Source organism: Pseudomonas sp. TH49 (assembly GCF_016650625.1).
In the GTDB taxonomy this organism is placed as follows: Bacteria; Pseudomonadota; Gammaproteobacteria; order Pseudomonadales; family Pseudomonadaceae; genus Aquipseudomonas; species Aquipseudomonas fluorescens_H.
In genome coordinates this window covers 2,453,605-2,473,017 of record NZ_JAEKFL010000001.1, presented here as the reverse complement: position 1 = coordinate 2,473,017, position 19,413 = coordinate 2,453,605, and the positions used below count along the sequence as shown (strand labels likewise).

General features: G+C 60.0%; 20 protein-coding genes. 11 read left to right on the top strand and 9 right to left on the bottom strand.

The features are described 5' to 3' along the window. Positions 1–128: 128 nt before the first annotated feature. Positions 129–542, top strand: coding sequence for a large-conductance mechanosensitive channel protein MscL (gene mscL, locus JFU48_RS11280; RefSeq protein ID WP_003228412.1), 414 nt, complete (start codon positions 129–131; stop codon positions 540–542). Between the two features lie 41 nt (positions 543–583). Here mscL and JFU48_RS11275 read toward each other — a convergent pair whose 3' ends face one another. Continuing rightward, positions 584–1,360, bottom strand: coding sequence for a ferredoxin--NADP reductase (locus JFU48_RS11275; protein WP_201136528.1), 777 nt, complete (start codon positions 1,358–1,360; stop codon positions 584–586). Positions 1,361–1,679: 319 nt separating this feature from the next. Here JFU48_RS11275 and JFU48_RS11270 point away from each other — a divergent pair, with 319 nt between their 5' ends. Both JFU48_RS11270 and JFU48_RS11265 read left to right on the top strand, forming a co-directional pair. After that, on the top strand, positions 1,680–2,402 hold the full coding sequence (locus JFU48_RS11270; protein ID WP_201136527.1) for an autoinducer binding domain-containing protein: 723 nt from the start codon (positions 1,680–1,682) through the stop codon (positions 2,400–2,402). A gap of 158 nt (positions 2,403–2,560) precedes the next feature. After that, positions 2,561–3,685, top strand: coding sequence for a methyltransferase (locus JFU48_RS11265; RefSeq protein WP_201136526.1), 1,125 nt, complete (start codon positions 2,561–2,563; stop codon positions 3,683–3,685). Between the two features lie 74 nt (positions 3,686–3,759). Here the strand turns inward: JFU48_RS11265 and JFU48_RS11260 are convergent, their stop codons facing one another. The 3 genes from JFU48_RS11260 to JFU48_RS11250 form a co-directional block, all read right to left on the bottom strand. After that, positions 3,760–3,927: a DUF2474 domain-containing protein gene (locus JFU48_RS11260; RefSeq protein WP_080963309.1), complete on the bottom strand. Its 168-nt coding sequence runs from the start codon at positions 3,925–3,927 to the stop codon at positions 3,760–3,762. A gap of 83 nt (positions 3,928–4,010) precedes the next feature. Then, on the bottom strand, positions 4,011–5,018 hold the full coding sequence (gene cydB, locus JFU48_RS11255) for a cytochrome d ubiquinol oxidase subunit II (protein WP_007963753.1): 1,008 nt from the start codon (positions 5,016–5,018) through the stop codon (positions 4,011–4,013). A 3-nt stretch (positions 5,019–5,021) separates the two neighbouring features. Further along, positions 5,022–6,464, bottom strand: a complete 1,443-nt coding sequence (locus tag JFU48_RS11250) for a cytochrome ubiquinol oxidase subunit I (RefSeq protein WP_003228422.1) — start codon at positions 6,462–6,464, stop codon at positions 5,022–5,024. A 538-nt stretch (positions 6,465–7,002) separates the two neighbouring features. On the opposite strand from JFU48_RS11250, the gene JFU48_RS11245 reads away from it, so the two are divergent. From JFU48_RS11245 to JFU48_RS11235, 3 genes are all read left to right on the top strand, one after another. Continuing rightward, a complete protein-coding gene (locus JFU48_RS11245; RefSeq protein ID WP_201136525.1) occupies positions 7,003–8,241 on the top strand; it encodes an MFS transporter in 1,239 nt (412 codons plus the stop codon). A gap of 100 nt (positions 8,242–8,341) precedes the next feature. Then, on the top strand, positions 8,342–8,620 hold the full coding sequence (locus JFU48_RS11240; RefSeq protein ID WP_027612847.1) for a type II toxin-antitoxin system RelE/ParE family toxin: 279 nt from the start codon (positions 8,342–8,344) through the stop codon (positions 8,618–8,620). Positions 8,621–8,634: 14 nt separating this feature from the next. Further along, positions 8,635–8,922 (top strand): HigA family addiction module antitoxin, encoded by a 288-nt coding sequence (locus tag JFU48_RS11235; protein ID WP_003228428.1) that lies wholly within the window; start codon positions 8,635–8,637, stop codon positions 8,920–8,922. A 5-nt stretch (positions 8,923–8,927) separates the two neighbouring features. Here JFU48_RS11235 and JFU48_RS11230 read toward each other — a convergent pair whose 3' ends face one another. Beyond that, positions 8,928–9,479 carry a DJ-1 family glyoxalase III gene (locus JFU48_RS11230; RefSeq protein WP_201136524.1) on the bottom strand — a complete coding sequence of 184 codons (552 nt, stop codon included), beginning with the start codon at positions 9,477–9,479 and terminating at the stop codon, positions 8,928–8,930. Positions 9,480–9,546: 67 nt separating this feature from the next. After that, a complete protein-coding gene (locus tag JFU48_RS11225) occupies positions 9,547–9,996 on the bottom strand; it encodes a DUF4879 domain-containing protein (RefSeq protein ID WP_103484801.1) in 450 nt (149 codons plus the stop codon). Between the two features lie 224 nt (positions 9,997–10,220). On the opposite strand from JFU48_RS11225, the gene JFU48_RS11220 reads away from it, so the two are divergent. Then, a complete protein-coding gene (locus tag JFU48_RS11220; RefSeq protein WP_003228434.1) occupies positions 10,221–11,516 on the top strand; it encodes an NCS2 family permease in 1,296 nt (431 codons plus the stop codon). Next, positions 11,513–12,592 carry a tRNA (uridine(54)-C5)-methyltransferase TrmA gene (trmA, locus tag JFU48_RS11215; protein WP_201136523.1) on the top strand — a complete coding sequence of 360 codons (1,080 nt, stop codon included), beginning with the start codon at positions 11,513–11,515 and terminating at the stop codon, positions 12,590–12,592. The genes JFU48_RS11220 and trmA overlap by 4 nt, the downstream gene beginning before the upstream one ends. Positions 12,593–12,647: 55 nt before the next feature. Here trmA and JFU48_RS11210 read toward each other — a convergent pair whose 3' ends face one another. Next, positions 12,648–13,094 (bottom strand): DUF2442 domain-containing protein, encoded by a 447-nt coding sequence (locus JFU48_RS11210; RefSeq protein ID WP_201136522.1) that lies wholly within the window; start codon positions 13,092–13,094, stop codon positions 12,648–12,650. Positions 13,095–13,680: 586 nt separating this feature from the next. On the opposite strand from JFU48_RS11210, the gene aroQ reads away from it, so the two are divergent. Beyond that, the gene (gene aroQ / locus JFU48_RS11200) at positions 13,681–14,130 is read left to right on the top strand and encodes a type II 3-dehydroquinate dehydratase (RefSeq protein ID WP_003228440.1); all 450 of its coding nucleotides are present in this window, start codon (positions 13,681–13,683) and stop codon (positions 14,128–14,130) included. Beyond that, positions 14,127–14,981, top strand: coding sequence for a shikimate dehydrogenase (locus JFU48_RS11195; protein WP_103521682.1), 855 nt, complete (start codon positions 14,127–14,129; stop codon positions 14,979–14,981). Before aroQ ends, JFU48_RS11195 begins: the two co-directional genes overlap by 4 nt. Positions 14,982–15,097: 116 nt before the next feature. Here the strand turns inward: JFU48_RS11195 and JFU48_RS11190 are convergent, their stop codons facing one another. Together JFU48_RS11190 and quiC are read right to left on the bottom strand one after the other, a co-directional pair. Beyond that, complete coding sequence (locus JFU48_RS11190; RefSeq protein ID WP_201136521.1) at positions 15,098–15,775, bottom strand: TetR family transcriptional regulator; 678 nt, start codon at positions 15,773–15,775, stop codon at positions 15,098–15,100. 102 nt (positions 15,776–15,877) lie between these two features. Continuing rightward, on the bottom strand, positions 15,878–17,779 hold the full coding sequence (quiC, locus tag JFU48_RS11185; RefSeq protein ID WP_201136520.1) for a 3-dehydroshikimate dehydratase QuiC: 1,902 nt from the start codon (positions 17,777–17,779) through the stop codon (positions 15,878–15,880). Positions 17,780–18,047: 268 nt separating this feature from the next. Here quiC and JFU48_RS11180 point away from each other — a divergent pair, with 268 nt between their 5' ends. After that, entirely contained in the window at positions 18,048–19,385 is a 1,338-nt protein-coding gene (locus tag JFU48_RS11180) for an MFS transporter (RefSeq protein ID WP_027612856.1), read from the top strand. Positions 19,386–19,413 lie beyond the last annotated feature (28 nt).

Sequence of the window (19,413 nt, the reverse complement as noted above, 5' to 3'; positions counted from 1 at the left end):
ACTTTGCAAACTAATCGTGGATTCATGTGTCGATAAAAACGGGCATTGTAAGAAGGTGTTTCGCGCAGGACGCGTTTTGCTGATTTACACTGCGTACACCAACCTCATCTGTAACAAGGAAATAACCTATGGGCGTGCTAAGTGAGTTCAAGGCCTTCGCGGTCAAAGGCAATGTGGTCGACATGGCCGTCGGTATCATCATCGGTGCCGCCTTCGGCAAAATCGTTTCGTCGTTTGTCGGCGACGTGATCATGCCGCCAATCGGCCTGCTGATCGGTGGGGTGGACTTCAGTGATCTGGCCGTTACGCTAAAAGCCGCCGAGGGCAGCGCCCCGGCCGTGGTATTGGCCTACGGTAAATTCATCCAGAGCATTCTGGACTTCGTGATCGTCGCCTTCGCGATTTTCATGGGCGTCAAAGCCATCAACCGCCTGAAACGCGAAGAAGCCGTGGCCCCTTCCCTGCCACCGGTTCCGACCAAGGAAGAAGAGTTGCTCGGCGAGATTCGCGATCTGCTCAAGGCCCAGAACAACCGGCCTTGACCGCCTCATGAATGAAAACGGCGCCTGATGGCGCCGTTTTTCTACCAGTAGTTTTCCACCGCTACCTGCCCCGGCCGCCGCGACAGGCTCAGGCTCATGTGGCGTTTTTTCAGCAGTGCCCGAGTGTCATCGATCATCTGTGGATTGCCGCAGAGCATGACACGCGAGTGCTCAGGGGTCAGTTCAACACCGGCTGCCCGTTCCAGCTCGCCGTTTTCAATCAGGCTGGTAATCCGACCGTGCAAGGCGCCAGGCATTTGTTCGCGGGTAACCGTGGGAATGAATCGCAGTTTATGGGCATGTCCTGCCAGGTAATCACGCTCGGCCAACCCCGCAATCAAAGGCTGATAGGCCAGCTCCCGTGCCTCACGCACGCTGTACACCAGGATGATCCGCTCGAATCGCTCCCAGACCTCGAAGTCCTGCAGGATCGACAGAAACGGCGCGACCCCGGTGCCTGTGGATAACAGCCACAGATCCCGACCATCGACAAACCGGTCCAGTGTCAGGTAGCCAAAGGCCTGGCGCTCCACCAGCAAGGTATCCCCCACCTGCAAGCGGCTCAGCTCGCTGGTGAACTCGCCCCCCGGCACCACGATGGAAAAGAACTCGAGAAACTCGTCGAATGGCGACGAGACCATCGAGTAGGCGCGCCACACGGTACTGCCGTCGGCTTTGGTCACGCCGAGACGGGCGAATTGTCCGGCGTTGAATCGAAACCCGGCGTCGCGTGTGGTACGCAGGGTGAACAGGCTGGGGGTCAAGCGCTGCACGTCGAGCAACGTCTGGGCCGTGAACTTATCTGCGCTGGCGGTCATGGGGCACTCCATTCAACGAATGCCCCCAGTGTCGCGCAAAATCAACAGCTTAAACACCGACAGTTTGTGCTGTTGTACGCTCGGCATTTCAGAATTAAATTTATTTTCACTTGTGAATATTAACTAACTGGAACAGCTCAGCTTTTGAATTAAGGATGACATTTTATAAATAACCCCACTAATAACCCTTTATTTAATTTTCAAAGCAGCCAAGAGCGAAAAGATCAGAACACCACGTAAGAAACGTCCTACACTCGGGTTCGTGCCGGATCCTTTGGATCCAAACCGCACTCCCAGGAAAAGCCTCACGGAGTTTGTAATGGAAATGTGGAAGGAGTCGCAACTGAAGCAACTGACTTTCGCAAAGGAGATAGAGACTGCCTATCCGATCCTTTTGAGATTCGCTGAGAATATCGGTTTTAATTTCTGCGCGATCTCGTTGACTTCGAATAATCGGAACGACAACTTAAACCCCTTGCAAATCAACAACTACCCTCAAGAGTGGAACGAACTGTATGAACTTGAACGCTACGGCAAGATTGATCCGGTAATAGCACACTGCAATCACTGTATGTTACCGGTGATGTGGAACGAAGACCTGTACTCGCAAACGCCAGAACTCTGGCAGGCCTTGCAAGAACATGGCTTGCGCCACGGCTGGTCACAGTCGTTCCATCATGAAGCATCCGGGCTCTGCACCACGCTGAGCCTCGCCAGAAAAAAGGGTCCTTTGAGCCCGCTCGAGCTGTACGAGCATTTCGGTTACATGTTCTACGTAACCGGCCATCTGAGCGAGTTGTTCGCCAGAACCTTGCCCAGGCACAGCGACCCTCTCACCCGACCGAAGCTTTCACCCCGGGAACTGGAAGTGCTGAAGCTTTCGGCCGTCGGCAAGACCGCTTATGAAATTTCGCGGATCCTTTGCCTCAGCGAACGGACTGTGAACTATCACGTGCAGAACGTGATTTCGAAGTTGAATGTGTGCAACAAGATTTCCGCAGTCATTGCGGCCACGCGCATCGGCCTGCTGGACACGCCGTAAACGCTAAAACCTGCGAGTATTCGAGCGCAAAAAAAAGTACCATTTGCGACCTTCCTGAGTGATGACGGCAACTTTGGCGTCGTGGTCCACTCGGACGGTTCCGCAGCACGCTCACCTGGGCCGCGGGCCACCCGTTGATTACCCAGAGTCCCCGTCCCATGCCCTTGCTCGATACGCCCTTTGCCCAACTCGATCTGATCCGCCAGCCTGAACAGCAGAATGAACCGCTGCAAGCCTTCGATGCGGCCGACGAATACCTGCTCAATCATCTGGCCGCCGAGCAACCGGCAGCGGATACCCGGGTACTGGTGCTCAACGACAGCTTCGGCGCCCTCGCGGCCAGCCTGGCGGGCAAGGTTCAGGTCAGCAGCAGTGGTGACTCGTTCCTGGCTTTTCAGGGCCTTGAGAAAAACCTGGTGCGCAATGGCCTGGCCTTTGATGCCGTGCGCGGCACACCGGCCAGCGAGCCGTTGGTCGGCCCCTACGACCGGGTGCTGATCCGTGTGCCGAAAACCCTGGCGTTGCTTGAAGAGCAACTGATTCGCCTGCAAGGTCAACTGGCTCCGGGCGCGCAAGTGGTGGCTGCGGCGATGGTCAAGCATTTGCCACGGGCGGCTGGCGACCTGCTGGAGCGCTACATCGGCCCGGTACAGGCATCGCTGGCGGTGAAGAAGGCCCGCTTGCTGATCGCCACACCTGAAGCAAAAGCCCCGACGATCTCGCCCTACCCGTCGCGTTACCTGCTCGACGAACCGGCCATCGAGTTGCTCAACCACGCCAACGTGTTCTGCCGCGAAGGGCTGGACATCGGCACCCGCGCGTTCCTCCCGCACTTGCCGAAAAACCTTGGTTCGGCCCGGGTCGCCGACCTGGGCTGCGGCAACGGCGTATTGGCGATCGCCAGCGCCATGCAAAACCTTGACGCGCATTACACGCTGGTCGACGAATCGTTCATGGCGGTGCAATCGGCCGGCGAGAACTGGCGGGCGGCACTGGGCGCACGAGAAGTGATCGTGCGGGCCGGCGATGGTCTGGCCGGACAAGAGCCGCAATCGCTGGACGTGGTGCTGTGCAATCCGCCGTTCCATCAACAGCAAGTGGTCGGCGACTTCCTCGCCTGGCGCATGTTCCAGCAAGCCCGCGAGGCGCTGGTGGTGGGCGGTGCGTTATACATCGTCGGCAACCGTCATCTGGGTTATCACAGCAAACTGGCGCGGCTGTTCCGTGGTGTCGAGCAAGTAGCGGCCACGCCGAAATTCGTGATTCTCAAAGCCCGCAAGTAAAACCTCAGGCAAAAAAAACCCTCCGTGGTACGGAGGGTTGTAAACCGTGCCCAGAGGCAACGGAACGGGATGTTTCAGTGAGTGGTCAGGCCCGCCGCGCTCATGAACAGGCGCATCAGGCTGGCCGCAATGAACAGCGCGCCGACGCTACCGATCCAGATCAGGGCCAACCAGCCGAGCCGCTGCCACAGCGGCTTTTTTTCGGCCTCTTCAATCTCGTGCAGGGAATGTTTGCCGTTCATTGCATCGTTCCTCTTGGGCGATGGCGTCGCTGAGGACGCCACCGCGAACAGATTTGCTCCCTCAGGGTGAGCAGAGCCGCAGATCAGTGGTAACCGTCTTCATGGGTGACCTTGCCGCGGAACACATAGTAGCTCCAGAAGGTGTAACCCAGGATGAACGGGATGATGAACAGTGTACCGACCAGCATGAAGCCTTGGCTTTGCGGCGGTGCGGCGGCGTCCCAGATCGAGATCGACGGCGGCACGATGTTCGGCCACAGGCTGATGCCCAGACCGCTGTAACCGAGAAAAATCAGCACCAGGGTCAGCAGGAACGGCATGTAGTTGGCGTTGCGCGCTACCGCGCGGATCAAGCCGTACAGCGTCACCAGCACCAGAATCGGCACCGGCATGAACCAGAACAGGTTCGGCATGCTGAACCAGCGTGTCGCGATTTCCGGGTGAGCCAGCGGCGTCCACAGACTGACGATGCCGATCACCGCCAGCAGCACGAACGCCAGCGGCCGCGCGAGGTTGTGCATCTGTTCCTGCAACTTGCCTTCGGTCTTCATGATCAGCCAGGTGCAACCGAGCAAGGCATAGGCCACCACCAGCGCCGCGCCGCAGAACAGGGTGAACGGCGTCAGCCAGTCCAGTGAACCGCCGGCGTATTGCCGGTTGACCACTGGCAAGCCGTCGATGAATGCCCCGAGTGCCACGCCCTGAAAGAACGTCGCCGCCACCGAGCCGCCGATGAACGCCTTGTCCCACAGGTGGCGCTTGTCGTCCTTGGCCTTGAAGCGGAACTCGAACGCCACACCGCGAAAAATCAGGCCGATCAGCATGAAGATCAGCGGCAGATACAGCGCCGACAGCACCACCGAATAGGCCAGCGGGAACGCGCCAAACAACGCCGCGCCGCCCAGTACCAGCCAGGTTTCGTTGCCGTCCCACACGGGGGCCACGGTGTTCATCATCACGTCACGGTCGGTCTTGCCCGGGATGAACGGGAAGAGAATCCCGATCCCCAGGTCGAAACCGTCCATGACCACGTACATCATGATGCCGAAGATGATGATCACGGCCCAGATCAGCGGAAGATCAATACCCATGAGTCAAATCTCCTTTTCCAGGCTGCGCTGCGAGTCAGCGTCGGTGCCTTCGTCATCGGCGGCGGACAACGGCCGCGCCGGTGTGCGTTTCTGGCCAGGACCACCGTCGTTGGTTTCCTTGCCTTCATCGGTTTTCGGCCCTTTGCGCACCAGACGCATCATGTAGCCGAGCCCGGCACCGAACAGCGCGAAATACACCACGACGAACATGATCAGGGTGATGCTCATCTGCATGAAGCTGTGGTTGGAAGACGCATCCGCCGTGCGCATCAGCCCGTAGACCACCCACGGCTGACGCCCGATCTCGGTGGTGAACCAGCCAGCGAGGATCGCGATCAGTCCGGACGGTCCCATCCACAACGCCAGATACAGGAACGGGCGCGAGGTGTAGAGGGTGTCGCGCTTGCGCAGCCACAGGCTCCACAGACCGGTGAAGATCATCAGGAAGCCGAGACCGACCATGACCCGGAACGACCAGAACACGATGGTCGAGTTCGGCCGGTCTTCAGGCGGGAACTCCTTGAGCGCCGGTACTTGCTTGTCCAGCGAGTGGGTAAGGATCAGGCTGCCGAGATACGGAATCTCCACGGCGAATTTGGTTTTCTCTTCCTTCATGTCCGGCCAGCCGAACAGGATCAACGGCGTCGCTTCGTTGCCTTTGTTTTCCCAGTGGCCTTCGATCGCGGCGATTTTTGCCGGCTGATGCTCAAGGGTGTTGAGGCCATGGAAGTCACCGATGACCGCCTGGATCGGCGCGACGATCAGCGCCATCCACATCGCCATCGACAGCATGGTGCGGATCGCCGGGTTGTCCTTGCCGCGCAGCAGGTGCCAGGCCGCCGACGAGCCGACGAAGAACGCCGTGGCCACGAACGCAGCGGTCGCCATGTGCATCAGGCGATACGGGAACGACGGGTTGAAGATGATCGCCAGCCAGTCGGTCGGGATCACCTGACCGTTGACGATCTCGAAGCCTTGCGGCGTCTGCATCCAGCTGTTGGAAGCGAGGATCCAGAACGTCGAGATCAGCGTACCGATGGCCACCATTACGGTGGCGAAGAAGTGCAGTTTTCGCCCGACCTTGTTCCAGCCGAACAGCATCACCCCGAGGAAACCGGCCTCGAGGAAGAATGCCGTGAGCACCTCGTAGGTCAGCAACGGTCCGGTGACGGAACCGGCGAAGTCCGAGAAACGGCTCCAGTTGGTACCAAACTGGTAGGCCATGACTAGACCGGAGACCACACCCATGCCGAAGTTGACGGCAAAGATTTTCGACCAGAAGTGGTAGAGATCCCGGTAGGTGTCGTTATGGGTTTTCAACCACAAGCCTTCGAGCACCGCCAGGTAGCTCGCCAGACCAATGGTGATGGCCGGGAACAGGATGTGGAACGAGATGGTGAATGCGAACTGAATTCGGGCGAGATCGAGCGCCTCTAAACCGAACATACGTCTTCCTCTGTCAGGTAATACCGGCGATGGGGCTTGCGGCCCCTGCACCTACTGCCCCCACGAATATCGAGTGCGGCGAATTCTGATTCGTTCTTTTTTAATAACCATCGCGACGCAGGGAGTCTGGCCATCGGGCCACCAGACCATGGCCCGGGAGGGTCTTGATCTGGATCAAGCAATGTTGAAAGAGTAGTCCCATTTCCGACGAAGAACGGCGTGGTCGTTTGCCGCGTGACAAGTTGCCTCATTGCCTGAGCTGCGCTCTGAAAGACATTCCCGGAGCGGCGAAATCCCTTGTGGCGAGGGAGCTTGCTCCCGCTCGGCTGCGCAGCAGTCGTAAAACCTGCCACCTTGACCTATCCAGAGAAATGCTCGGGAGTGCTTCGCCCTCCAGCGGGAGCAAGCTCCCTCGCCACAAGAAACTGACGGTTTTGGACGATAGATGTCTGGCTAACTAAATTTTTTGTCATAGCAACTTCCTGTTACAGACTGGTGATAACCTCGCGGTTCCCCCCCGAGCCAGACCTGCCTTCAGATGCCCAGCCAAGAGCCCCTGCTGTTACGTCACCATCGTCCATTTCTCGCGTTCTGGTTCGCCCGGATCTTCACCGCCAGCGGTTTTCAGATGCTCACGGTGGCGATCGGCTGGAATCTGTATCAACTGACCGGCAACGTGCTCGACCTGGGTCTGGTCGGTCTGGTCGAATTCGCGCCACGGGTGTTGTTCATGCTGCACACCGGTCACGTCGCCGACCGCTATGACCGACGCCGGGTCGCGGCGATCTGTCAGTCGTTGCAGGCGATGATCGCCCTGGCACTGGCCATCGGCAGCGCCACCGATCACATCACCCGGGAAATGATCTTCATCCTCGCCTTCCTGCTCGGCGGCGCACGCTCCTTCGAGCTGCCGACCACCCAGGCACTGCTGCCGAGCATCGTGCCCGCAGCACTATTCCCTCGGGCGGTCGCCGCAGCGCAGTCGGCACAGCAGTCGGCCACCATCGTCGCCCCGGCGATGGGTGGCCTGCTCTACGCGTTTGGCAGTGTCTGGGTCTACGGCCCGACGGTGTTGCTCTACGTTATCGCCTGCACCTTGATGCTCAATCTGCCCGCGCGGCAGACGCCGCTGAACAAAGGCAAAGCCACGCTGGACTCGCTGCTGGCCGGGATTCGCTTCATCCGCAGCCGCCCGGACATTCTCGGGGCGATCTCGCTGGATCTGTTCGCCGTGCTGCTCGGTGGCGCCACCGCGTTGCTGCCGGTGTTCGCCAAAGACATCCTGCTCACCGGCCCATGGGGCCTGGGCCTGCTGCGTTCGGCGCCGGCGGTTGGCGCGCTGGGGATGTCGCTGTTCCTCGCCCGGTTCTCCGTCGAACGCAACGTTGGCCGGGTGATGTTCACCGCCGTCGGCGTATTCGGCGTCGCGACCATCGCCTTCGGTCTGTCGACTTCGTTCTGGTTCTCGCTGGCGGTGCTGGTGGTGCTCGGCGCAGCGGACATGATCAGCATGGTGATCCGCGCCTCCTTTGTGCAACTGGAAACCCCGGACGAAATGCGTGGCCGGGTCAGCGCGGTGAACGGCCTGTTCATCGGCGCCTCGAACCAGTTGGGCGAATTCGAATCCGGCCTCACCGCGCACTGGTTCGGCACCGTACCGGCCGTGGTGATGGGCGGGATCGGCACGCTGGTGGTGACCGGGACCTGGATCAAACTGTTCCCGACCCTGGCCAAACGCGACCGGATGCATGTGCCGGTGGAAGAGGCGAAGGTCTGAGGCACATCAGCGAAATCAACACGCCAAGCACAAATTGATTGAAAAGGTGCGGTACATAGTTACCGCACAGAGTGTAATGTATCGCCTTACACTCGCCGCCATGATCAAATCCTTTCAGCACAAAGGCCTTCGTGGCTTCTATGAAACAGGTTCGACCCGCGGAATTCGCGCCGATCACGCAAAACGTCTGGCACGTATGCTGCAGTTCATGGATCGCGCAGCACTTCCCGCAGATCTTGATCTGCCGGGTTGGCGCCTGCATCCACTGAAAGGTGAACTGTCCGAATATTGGTCGCTCAGTGTTTCAGGCAACTGGCGGGTTATCTTTCGTTTTGTCGGTTCGGACATCGAATTGGTCGATTATCTGGACTACCACTGACAGGAGGCAGGCTCATGCCCATGCACAACCCGCCACACCCCGGTGAAACACTGCTCGTGGATGTCTTGCCAGAGTTAGGCATCAGTGTGAGTGAATTGGCCAGACATCTGGGCTTCGCCCGCCCTCACCTTTCCCGCGTATTGCACGGCCATGCACCGATCAGCCCGGATCTGGCAGTACGGCTGGAGCGAGCAGGCATTGGCAAGGCGCGTGTGTGGCTAGGCGTTCAAACCGATTACGATCTGTGGCAAGCAGAGCATCGGGAGCAACCAGCCATTACGCCTATCGCTGCCCACGCCTGAAGCCATCACACCAACATCTCCCCCGCCACCTTCGCCCGCAACGCCTTGCCGCCAAGCTGCTCGACAAGCGTCAGGGCGAAGGCCAGTGCGGCGCCGGAGCCTTGGGCGGTGATGCAGTTGCCGTCGACCACCACCGGTTGATCAACAAACGTACAGCCCGACAATTGATGACTCGCACCCGGCAGGCAGGTCATGCGCCGTTGGCGTAATACGCCAGCGGCTTGCAGGGCGATGGCCGGGGCTTCGCCAATGGCGGCGAACAGGCGTCCGGCGCTGGCCTGATCCTTGAGCAGTTGCTGCAGCGGTTGATGTGCTGCCAGATGTTGTGAACCGACCACCCCGCCGGGCAGGACGATCAGGTCGAAGGTCTGCGCCAGCACATCGACCAGCATGCCATCCGCCGTCAGGCGCGTACCGCGCGCGCAGGTCAGCATGCGCCGGCCTTCGATGCTGGCTGCTACCACTTCGATACCGGCGCGGCGCAGCACGTCGATCAGGGTCACGCTTTGCAGATCATCGATGCCCTCGGCGAGGGTAATCAGGGCTCTAAAGGTCATGGGCGCCATCCGCTGGGTGATCTTCCAAGCGTAGTCAGCTTTGTCCTGCCCCGTCCGGTGATAGCCGTTACTTGATGTAAAGCTGGGTCGACAGGGTGTTGCGCGGCGCGTTGAGCGAAGTGTTGCTGAAGCTGAAGGTGCCTTCCTGCTTGCCCGCCAGATCGAAGGTATACAGCGAGCCAACGGTTTTGCTGCCGGGCGTGCACTCGGTCAGATTGCCGTTATCAAAAGCGCACACTGGAGCCCGGGTGCCGTTGACTTCAAAACCGTCCAGCGTGGCATGCGGCTGGTTCTGGCCATAGCCGACTTCCAGTACATACACCTTGATGCTCGGCCCGGCGTGATTGCATTGGGTCTGAGTCTGTCCATCGCCGATGTCTTCCAGGCCGCAGGCCGGTGACTGAACCTTGATCACTTTCACTTGCGTCAAGGGTGGCGCCGAGGCTGCCAGCGCCGCCGTCGACCCGGCCATCAGCCCCGCCATTACCCAGAAAGCCTTCATCCAGCGCTTGCCCATGTGATCGTATTTCCCCGAAAAATTCAGCGCGCAGTATGGCGCAGATAACCCTCCGGCAAAACTTCGACGACGTTCGGCACCAACAACCGCCATATTCCTCACGCTGCTGGTATGATGCGCGGCTTTTTCCGGCCCACCACAAATTCCCAGGCGCTTGCGACGGTCTGTGCTTTGCTGTTGAGGTCGATACATTCACGGCGCCGCGCGCGCCACGGGGAGCAGACATGCTGGAAAGGCTGTTTCAACTCAAGGCACACAACACCAACGTGCGTACCGAGATTCTGGCGGGCGTCACGACCTTCCTGGCCATGGCCTACATTCTGTTCGTCAACCCGAGCATCCTCGGCGAGACCGGCATGGACAAGGGCGCGGTGTTCGTCGCCACCTGTCTGGCAGCCGCCATCGGCTCGACCATCATGGGCCTGATCGCCAACTACCCGATCGCCCTCGCGCCTGGCATGGGCCTGAACGCCTTCTTCACTTACACCGTGGTTCTGCACATGGGCCACACCTGGCAAGTGGCGCTGGGCGCGGTGTTCATCTCGGCAGTGTGCTTCTTCCTGCTGTCGATCTTCCGCATCCGCGAATGGATCATCAACAGCATCCCGCTGCCCCTGCGCTCGGCGATTGCCGCCGGTATCGGCCTGTTCCTGGCGCTGATCGCCCTGCACAACGCCGGCATCGTGGTCAGCAACCCGGCGACCATGGTCGGCCTCGGTGACCTGAAAGCCCCGGCGCCGATCCTCGCCACCCTCGGCTTCGCGCTGATCGTCGCCCTCGAAGCGCTGAAAGTGCGCGGCGCAGTACTGATCGGCATTCTGGCGGTGACCATCATTTCCATCGCCATGGGCTTCACTCCGTTTGGCGGCGTGACCTCGATGCCACCTTCGCTGGCCCCGACCTTCATGCAACTGGACATCAAGGGCGCACTGGACATCGGTCTGGTCAGCGTGATCTTCGCCTTCCTGTTCGTCGACCTGTTCGACAACTCCGGCACCCTGATCGGCGTCGCCAAGCGCGCCGGCCTGATGGGCAAGGACGGCCACATGCCGAAAATGGGTCGTGCACTGATCGCCGACAGCACCGCGGCGATGGCCGGCTCGCTGCTGGGTACTTCGACCACCACCAGCTACATCGAATCCGCTGCCGGCGTGAGCGCTGGCGGGCGTACCGGCCTGACGGCGGTCGTCGTGGCGATCCTGTTCCTGCTGGCGCTGTTCTTCTCGCCACTGGCGGCCAGCGTTCCAGCCTTCGCCACCGCACCGGCGCTGCTGTTCGTCGCCGTGCTGATGACTTCCGGTCTGGCGGAAATAGACTGGGAAGACATCACCGTGGCCGCACCGGTGGTGGTTACCGCGCTGGCGATGCCGTTCACTTACTCGATCGCCAACGGCATCGCCTTCGGCTTCATCTCCTGGACCGTGATCAAGCTGCTGTCGGGCCGCGCCCGTGAGCTGAACCCGGCGCTGGTGATCCTGTCGATTCTGTTCGTGATCAAGTTGGGTTGGTTCAACGCATGACTTTCGATTCCCAGGCCTACGCCACTCAGCTCGAAGACAAGGTCACGCGTTTGCGTGACCTGCTGGCCCCGTTCGATGCGCCAGAGCCGACCGTGTTCGACTCGCCGCTGCAGAACTTCCGCCTGCGCGCGGAATTTCGCCTGTGGCGCGAGGGCGGTGAGCGGCACTACGCGATGTTCTCCCAGGACGACAAACGCACGCCGATCCTGATCGAAGAATTCCCGATTGCCAGCCTGCGCATCAACCAGTTGATGCCGCAGCTCAAGGCGGCATGGCAGGCCAGCTCGGCGCTGAGCCACAAGCTGTTCCAGGTGGAATTCCTCACCACGTTGGCCGGCGATGCGATGATCACCCTGTGCTATCACCGTCCGCTGGACGAGCACTGGCATGCGGCCGCGTCGAAGTTGGCGGCTGATCTCAACGTCAGCGTCATCGGCCGCTCCAAGGGCAAGCGCGAAGTGATCGGCCACGATTACGTGGTCGAGAAGCTTGAAGTCGGCGGTCGCACCTTCAGTTACCGTCAGCCGGAAGGCGCGTTCACTCAGCCCAACGGCACCGTGAACCAGAAGATGCTGAACTGGGCGTACGAAGCATTGGGCGATCGTCCCGACGATCTGCTGGAGCTGTACTGCGGCAACGGCAACTTCACCCTGCCGCTCGCCACCCGCGTGCGCAACGTGCTGGCCACCGAGATCAGCAAGACCTCGGTCAACGCCGCACTGAGCAACCTCAGCGAAAACGCTGTGGATAACGTCACGCTGGTGCGTCTGTCCGCCGAAGAGCTGACCGAAGCGCTGAACGAAGTGCGTCCGTTCCGTCGCCTGCACGGCATCGACCTGAAGAGCTACGAGTTCGGCAGCGTGTTCGTCGACCCGCCGCGCGCCGGCATGGACCCGGACACCTGCGAGCTGACCCGGCGCTTCGACAACATCCTGTACATCTCCTGCAACCCGGAAACCCTGGCGGCCAACATCGCCCAACTGCACGACACCCACCGCATCACCCGTTGTGCAATGTTCGACCAGTTCCCGTGGACGCACCACATGGAGTCCGGGGTGTTGCTGACCCGGCGTTGATGGCGAATGCCAGATACGAGAAAGCCGTCGTGATTGACGGCTTTTTTGTGCCTGCTTACGGTGCCGTGTCGGTTTTACGTGGACGCCCGCCCTTCTTGCCATTCGCTCGTGCGGCTTCGGATTTTGCCGCACTGCTTTGACGACCGTTGCGCGAAGCAACCACCGAAGCCGCCATTCTCATGAGTGACGGGCTCGCCGAGATCATTCCGGAGATGGAAACGTCGAGGTCTTTGCCCTCGTGACAAAGCGCAGTGCCTGCAAAACCGACTGTCAGGCTTGCATAATCGTCTGCCTCAAACCCTTCGAACTCCGGATACTGGCTTACCGGTAGCAACACACCGCTGCCGTCTTCAAAACGAATGACCAGAGAGGGGTTTTCAAAGGTCACGGAAACAGCCTGCAAGCTACCTGCTTGTCGCGCTTCGCCACGTTTTATCGCGGCATCGAGCATTTCTTCCGTCAGTGGACGATGCACGGACGGCTTTGCCTTGATGACATTCATAAATCGATTTCCACTCCTTCCAGTTTGCCGAGCAATGTCAGAAGAGTCTTGTCTGCTTCTGGCTCATAACGCGCCGAACTGATCCTGTAGGTCGACGAGAAAGCGGCACGACATCCCACAGATCAATGTCGTTGTGCCAGAAACTGAACTGAAATCGGGCATTCCAGGCGCCTGCATTAACGTGGACATGTGGTGGGCAATGCTCATCTCGCAACATGATGCTTATCGACAATCCCTTGTAGCTGCATACCTTCATGCTAACCCATCCGTTAGGTTAATAAGTTTCAAGATTCGATTTTCCTTGCAAATCCGACGGTCGGTGCTGCACAGCACCCAATGGCTTTCCCCCCTTTGAGACTAGCGGCGGCATGGGTGAGGAGGTGCTGAATCTTCGAGAAAAAACGTAAGCAAAGCTGTCGATACAACTCGAACAAATCTGAAATGAAAACGGCTTGTGTGCGATCACCGAACACAAAAGCCAAAGGTCCAGGCAGTTCAATTGACCATGGTAACCATCTGGTACATTTTACCTCCACAGGCTGAGACCCTCGGCCCAAGCCAAAAACAATAAGTGGAGTTTGCCCCCATGCCCCCTATCGTTCTGGTGCTCAACGGCCCGAACCTGAACCTGCTCGGCACCCGTGAACCGGCGACCTACGGCCACGAAACCCTGGCCGATATTTCTGCACTGTGCGGGCGCGCCGCTGAAGAATTCGGCCTGACCGTGGAATTTCGCCAGACCAATCACGAAGGCGAATTGCTCGACTGGATTCACGCGGCACGCGGGCGTTGCGCCGGGATCGTGATCAACCCGGCGGCCTGGACGCACACTTCGGTGGCGATCCGCGACGCGCTGGTGGCCAGTGAGTTGCCGGTGATCGAAGTGCACCTGTCCAACGTGCATGCGCGTGAGCCGTTCCGCCATCACTCGTTCGTCTCGGCCATCGCCACGGCGGTGATGTGCGGCTTCGGCAGCCATGGCTATCGCCTGGCCCTGGAGCATTTCAGTCAACGGCTGAAAGGACGCGCAGCATGATCCGCAAGAACGTAATACTCGCCGGACTGATCGGCGCGGGCATTCAGGCCTCGCGCACGCCAGCACTGCATGAACACGAGGGCGATGCCCAAGGCCTGCGCTACCTGTATCGACTGATCGACCTCGATCAGTTGCAACTCGACAGCAACGCGCTGCCCGACTTGCTGCTGGCCGCCGAGCGCATGCACTACACCGGCCTGAACATCACCTTCCCGTGCAAGCAGGCGATCATCCCGTTGCTCGATGAACTGTCGCCGGAAGCCCGGGGCATCGGCGCGGTCAACACGGTGGTGCTCAAGGATGGCAAGCGCATCGGCCACAACACCGATTGCCTGGGTTTTGCCGAAGGTTTTCGCCGAGGCCTGACAGACGCTGCGCGTGAGCGTGTCGTCCAGATGGGCGCCGGTGGTGCCGGGGCGGCGGTGGCCCACGCGCTGCTGAGCGAAGGCGTACAGCAACTGAGCATTTTCGACGTCGACCGCGAGCGTGCCGAGAGTCTGGCGAACAACCTCAACCAGCATTTCGGCGTCGGTCGCGCCGTCGCCGGGCGCGATCTGCCGGGCACGCTGAATCAGGCCGATGGTCTGGTGAATACCACGCCGATGGGCATGGCCAAACTGCCGGGCATGCCGGTGCCGGTGGAGCTGCTGCGCAAGGAATTATGGGTCGCGGAGATTGTTTACTTCCCGCTGGAAACCGAACTGCTGCGCAACGCCCGCGCCCTCGGTTGCCGCACGCTGGACGGCGGCAACATGGCGGTGTTTCAAGCGGTGAAGGCGTTTGAACTGTTCAGCGGCGTGGTGCCGGATGCGCAGCGGATGCTTGCGCATTTCCAAAGCATGAATAGCTGAAGATCAACATCGACCCTGTGGGAGCGGGCTTGCTCGCGAAAGCTGTGTGCCAGGTGCCAGATGTATAGGCTGACACATCGCCTTCGCGAGCAAGCCCGCTCCCACATTGGAGGGTGTCAGGCTTGCAAGTAGCGCAACACCGACTCGCAGATCATCTCGCGATGACGCTGCTTGATGCTTTCGTCCGGCAGGTCGATCTGAAAGATCTCACCGAACGTGTGACGGTTCGAGACGCGATAGAAGCAGAACGAGCTGATCAGCAAGTGCACATCCAGCGCGTCCAGCCCGGCGCGGAACACACCCTCCTCGGCACCGCGACGCAAAATCTCGCCCAGTGAATCGAGGATCGTATTGTTCATCGCCTTGATCGTGTCCGAACGCTTCACGAACTCGGCGTTATGAATGTTTTCGATACAGACGATGCGCACGAAATCGACATTGCGGTCGTGGTGATCGAAGGTGAACTCCACCAGTCGGCGGATCGCCACCACCGGCGGCAGCTCGGCCAGGTGCAGGCGGTTTTCGGTGCTGCGGATGTCGCCGTAAAGCTTCTCCAGCACCTCGACGTACAACTGCTCCTTACTGCCGAAGTAGTAATAGATCATGCGTTTGGAGGTGTGGATACGCTCGGCGATCGCGTCGACGCGGGCGCCGGACAAGCCCTGCTGGACGAACTCGACGATCGCCTCCTGCAGGATGTTCTCGCGGGTCTTTTCCGGGTTGTTCTTGCGACTCTTGCGCGGCTCGATGCCGGATACGACTGGAGCGGCGGGGAGTTCTGAAGTCATTGTCATTGCGGGCTCACGGCCATCACTGCACAGGCTGGCGATTATGGGCCGCACAACTGCGCTAAGGAAGCTGCGCGACCCGTGTTTAATCCCGCGTTTACGAATTTCCTACAACTTCGCCTGGCGCACCGCGCCGCTGCGTGATTTGGCCATCGCCGCCAGACGCACCGCGACGTTCGCCGCACCATAACCGGCATAACCGTTTTTACGCTGGATGATCTCGAAAAAGAAGCGCCCCTCAAACGGCTCGGTGTACACGTGAAACAACTCGCCACCCTGCGCGTCACGGTCGTAGAGCACGTTGTAATACGCCAACTCACTGAGGAATTCGTCGTCGAAATCGAAGCGCGCGGCGAGGTCGTCGTAATAGTTGAGCGGGATATCCAGCAACGGCACACCGGCTTCTTTGGCGCGACTGACTTCGGCGAAGATGTCATCACAATCGAAGGCAATGTGATGCACACCGGAGCCGCGATAACTCGACAGCGCGTGGGAGATCGCGGTGTTACGGTTCTCCGAGATGTTCAGCGGCAAGCGGATCGAACTGTCACGGCTTCTCAGCGCCCGGCTCTTCACCAGCCCATACGGGTCGGGCAGCACCACTTCATCGTCGGCCTCGAAATCCAGCAGGCTCTTGTAGAACAGCACCCAACTGTCGAGGCTGTCGGCCGGCAACGCCATGGCCATGTGATCGATGCGCTTGAGGCCGCCACGGGCCTGAGCGTTCGGCAGCAGATTGAAGTCGGTGCCATAGACATCCGCCGCTTCATCCACCAGATAAATCAGGCTGCCGTCCGGCGCACGCACCGCGGCCAGTTCCAGCTCGTTGGGGCCGACCAGGCCGCGATAGGGCTGGCCCTTGTAGGCGACCGCACGAGCGAGTGCGCTGGCGCTGTCCTTGACCCGCACGGCGGTGGCGCACAGCGACGGGCCGTGGGCCTCGAAAAAACTGTGGCCGAACGAATACGGTTCGGCGTTGAGGATCAGGTTGATATCGCCCTGACGCAGCAGGCTCACGCTCTTGGAGCGGTGCTGCCCGGCCTTGACGAAGCCCAGCCGCTCCAGCCAGTTGCTCAGTTTGGCGCCGAGGCTTTCGTCGACGGCGAACTCAAGAAACTCGATGCCGTTGTATTCGCTGGCCGGCGGCGTTTCGAAGAGGATTTCGCGGTTGGCCAGCGGCGTTGCTTGCTGTTCCAGGCGCTGACGGGTTTTCTCTTCCAGATACAGCAGCGAACGCAGACCATCGGCGGCATTCGCCCGTGGCGGTGCGGCGCGGAAACCATCGTTGAAGATCTCCAGCGACAATGGCCCGGTGTAGCCGCTCTGGATGATCGGCGCGAGGAACCCCGGCAGATCGAATTCGCCCTGTCCCGGGAAGCAACGGAAATGCCGGCTCCACTCCAAGACATCCATGGCGAGGATCGGCGCGTCGGCCATTTGCACAAAGAAGATCTTGTCGCCGGGAATGTCGGCAATCGCGCGTGGATCACCTTTCAGCGACAAGGTGTGAAAGCTGTCGAGCAGCACGCCGAGCGCCGGATGATCGGCCTGGCGGACGATGTCCCAGACCTGTTGATAAGTATTGACGTGCCGGCCCCAGGCCAGCGCTTCATAGCCGATGCGCAACCCGCGAGCGCCGGCCCGTTCGGCCAGCAGGCGCAGGTCATCGACGAGAATCTGTTGATCGCCGATGCTGTCCGCCGAGGCGTTGCTGCAGACCAACACCAGATCGGTGCCCAGTTCCTGCATCAGGTCGAATTTGCGCTCGGCCCGCTCCAGATTGCGCGCCAGTCGATCACGGCGGCAGCCTTCAAAATCGCGGAACGGCTGGAACAGGGTGATGGCGATCCCCAGGTCAGCGCACATCTGCCTGATTTCCCGCGGGCTGCCGTCGTAATACAGAAGATCGTTCTCGAAAATCTCGACGCCGTCGAACCCGGCGGCGGCAATGGCTTCGAGCTTTTCCGGCAGGGTGCCGCTCAGGGAAACGGTGGCAATGGAACGCTGCATGTTTCTACTCCCGGACTGCGCTGCAGTTTTTTTACAGGGGATCGTTTTTTATCGTGAGGAAATTATTGGCTGCATCGTCTTCAGCAGCAATTTAAAGTGTACCAGCCGGTTAGTTTTGCGTGCGATTATCGAACACTATGGCGTTTCGACGAATTGACGATTTTTCGTCCACTGCCCACCATCGACTTCACATTGAGTCCGGAAATGAACCTTCGGTCGCAGTGCGTGCAAACAACACCACATAACAAATTCAAAAACGGGTGGAACAATGATTCCTTCACAGACTTCCCGCATGGCCCCGGCCATGAGCACTGCCACGGGTGGCATCGGCGACAAGATCCGCGGCGCCATGGCTGTCGGCAAGACCCGTTGGGGCATGCTGGCGCTGGTGTTTTTCGCCACGACCCTGAACTACATCGACCGCGCCGCCCTCGGCGTCATGCAGCCCATCCTCGCCAAGGAAATGAGCTGGACGGCGATGGATTACGCCAACATCAACTTCTGGTTTCAGGTCGGCTACGCGATTGGTTTCGTCCTGCAGGGACGCCTGATCGACCGGGTCGGCGTGAAACGCGTGTTCTTCTGCGCGGTGCTGCTCTGGAGCCTGGCCACCGGCGCCCACGGTCTGGCGACTTCGGCCGTCGGCTTCATGGTCTGCCGGTTCATCCTCGGCCTGACCGAAGCGGCCAACTACCCGGCCTGCGTGAAAACCACGCGCCTGTGGTTCCCGGCCGGTGAACGCGCCGTGGCCACCGGCATCTTCAACGCCGGGACCAACGTCGGCGCCATGTTCACGCCGATGCTGCTGCCACTGATTCTCCACGTATGGGGCTGGCAGGCGGCGTTCCTGTGCATGTCGGCCCTCGGCGGAATCTGGCTGCTGTTCTGGGGCTTGAAATACTTCAACCCGGAAGACCATCCACGGGTGAAGAAATCCGAACTCGACTACATCCAGCAGGAAGTCGAACCGGAACAGGCCCGCGTACCGTTTTCACGCATCCTGCGCATGCGTGGCACCTGGGCGTTCGCCCTCGCCTATTCGCTGACAGCGCCGGTGTTCTGGTTCTACCTGTATTGGCTGCCGCCGTTTCTCAATCAGCAATACAACCTGGGCATCAACGTCACCCAGATGGGTATTCCGCTGATCATCATCTACGTGACGGCCGACTTCGGCAGCGTCGGCGGCGGCATTCTGTCGTCGTTCCTGATCGGTCGCGGGATGAACTCGATCAAGGCGCGGCTGCTGTCGATGTTCCTGTTCGCCTGCTGCATCATCGGCGTGATCATGGCCGCCGGTTCGAGCAATCTGTGGGTCGCCGTCGCGGCAATCTCTCTGGCCATCGGCGCGCATCAGGCCTGGACTGCGAACATCTGGAGTCTGGTGATGGACTACACGCCCAAGCACATGATGAGCACGGTGTTCGGTTTCGGCGGCATGTGCGCAGCGATCGGCGGGATGTTCATGACCCAGATCGTCGGCCACATCCTGACCGTCACTCATAACAACTACACCGTGTTGTTCACGCTGATTCCGGCGATGTACTTCATTGCATTGACCTGGATGTACTTCATGGCGCCGCGCAAGATTCCAGACGTTACCGAGTAACCGGCCTGCACCACCCTCCCCCTGTAGG

Coding starts and splice junctions, on each gene's coding strand:
- JFU48_RS11275 (WP_201136528.1), bottom strand. CDS start 1,360: ATGACCGCCAGCGCAGATAAGTTCACGGCCCAGACGTTGCTCGACGTG.
- JFU48_RS11230 (WP_201136524.1), bottom strand. CDS start 9,479: ATGACCTTTAGAGCCCTGATTACCCTCGCCGAGGGCATCGATGATCTG.
- quiC (WP_201136520.1), bottom strand. CDS start 17,779: ATGCAGCGTTCCATTGCCACCGTTTCCCTGAGCGGCACCCTGCCGGAA.
- JFU48_RS11270 (WP_201136527.1), top strand. CDS start 1,680: ATGGAAATGTGGAAGGAGTCGCAACTGAAGCAACTGACTTTCGCAAAG.
- JFU48_RS11245 (WP_201136525.1), top strand. CDS start 7,003: ATGCCCAGCCAAGAGCCCCTGCTGTTACGTCACCATCGTCCATTTCTC.
- JFU48_RS11250 (WP_003228422.1), bottom strand. CDS start 6,464: ATGTTCGGTTTAGAGGCGCTCGATCTCGCCCGAATTCAGTTCGCATTC.
- JFU48_RS11265 (WP_201136526.1), top strand. CDS start 2,561: ATGCCCTTGCTCGATACGCCCTTTGCCCAACTCGATCTGATCCGCCAG.
- trmA (WP_201136523.1), top strand. CDS start 11,513: ATGACTTTCGATTCCCAGGCCTACGCCACTCAGCTCGAAGACAAGGTC.
- JFU48_RS11235 (WP_003228428.1), top strand. CDS start 8,635: ATGCCCATGCACAACCCGCCACACCCCGGTGAAACACTGCTCGTGGAT.
- aroQ (WP_003228440.1), top strand. CDS start 13,681: ATGCCCCCTATCGTTCTGGTGCTCAACGGCCCGAACCTGAACCTGCTC.
- JFU48_RS11220 (WP_003228434.1), top strand. CDS start 10,221: ATGCTGGAAAGGCTGTTTCAACTCAAGGCACACAACACCAACGTGCGT.
- JFU48_RS11190 (WP_201136521.1), bottom strand. CDS start 15,775: ATGACAATGACTTCAGAACTCCCCGCCGCTCCAGTCGTATCCGGCATC.
- JFU48_RS11225 (WP_103484801.1), bottom strand. CDS start 9,996: ATGGGCAAGCGCTGGATGAAGGCTTTCTGGGTAATGGCGGGGCTGATG.
- cydB (WP_007963753.1), bottom strand. CDS start 5,018: ATGGGTATTGATCTTCCGCTGATCTGGGCCGTGATCATCATCTTCGGC.
- JFU48_RS11240 (WP_027612847.1), top strand. CDS start 8,342: ATGATCAAATCCTTTCAGCACAAAGGCCTTCGTGGCTTCTATGAAACA.
- JFU48_RS11195 (WP_103521682.1), top strand. CDS start 14,127: ATGATCCGCAAGAACGTAATACTCGCCGGACTGATCGGCGCGGGCATT.
- JFU48_RS11260 (WP_080963309.1), bottom strand. CDS start 3,927: ATGAACGGCAAACATTCCCTGCACGAGATTGAAGAGGCCGAAAAAAAG.
- JFU48_RS11210 (WP_201136522.1), bottom strand. CDS start 13,094: ATGAATGTCATCAAGGCAAAGCCGTCCGTGCATCGTCCACTGACGGAA.
- mscL (WP_003228412.1), top strand. CDS start 129: ATGGGCGTGCTAAGTGAGTTCAAGGCCTTCGCGGTCAAAGGCAATGTG.
- JFU48_RS11180 (WP_027612856.1), top strand. CDS start 18,048: ATGATTCCTTCACAGACTTCCCGCATGGCCCCGGCCATGAGCACTGCC.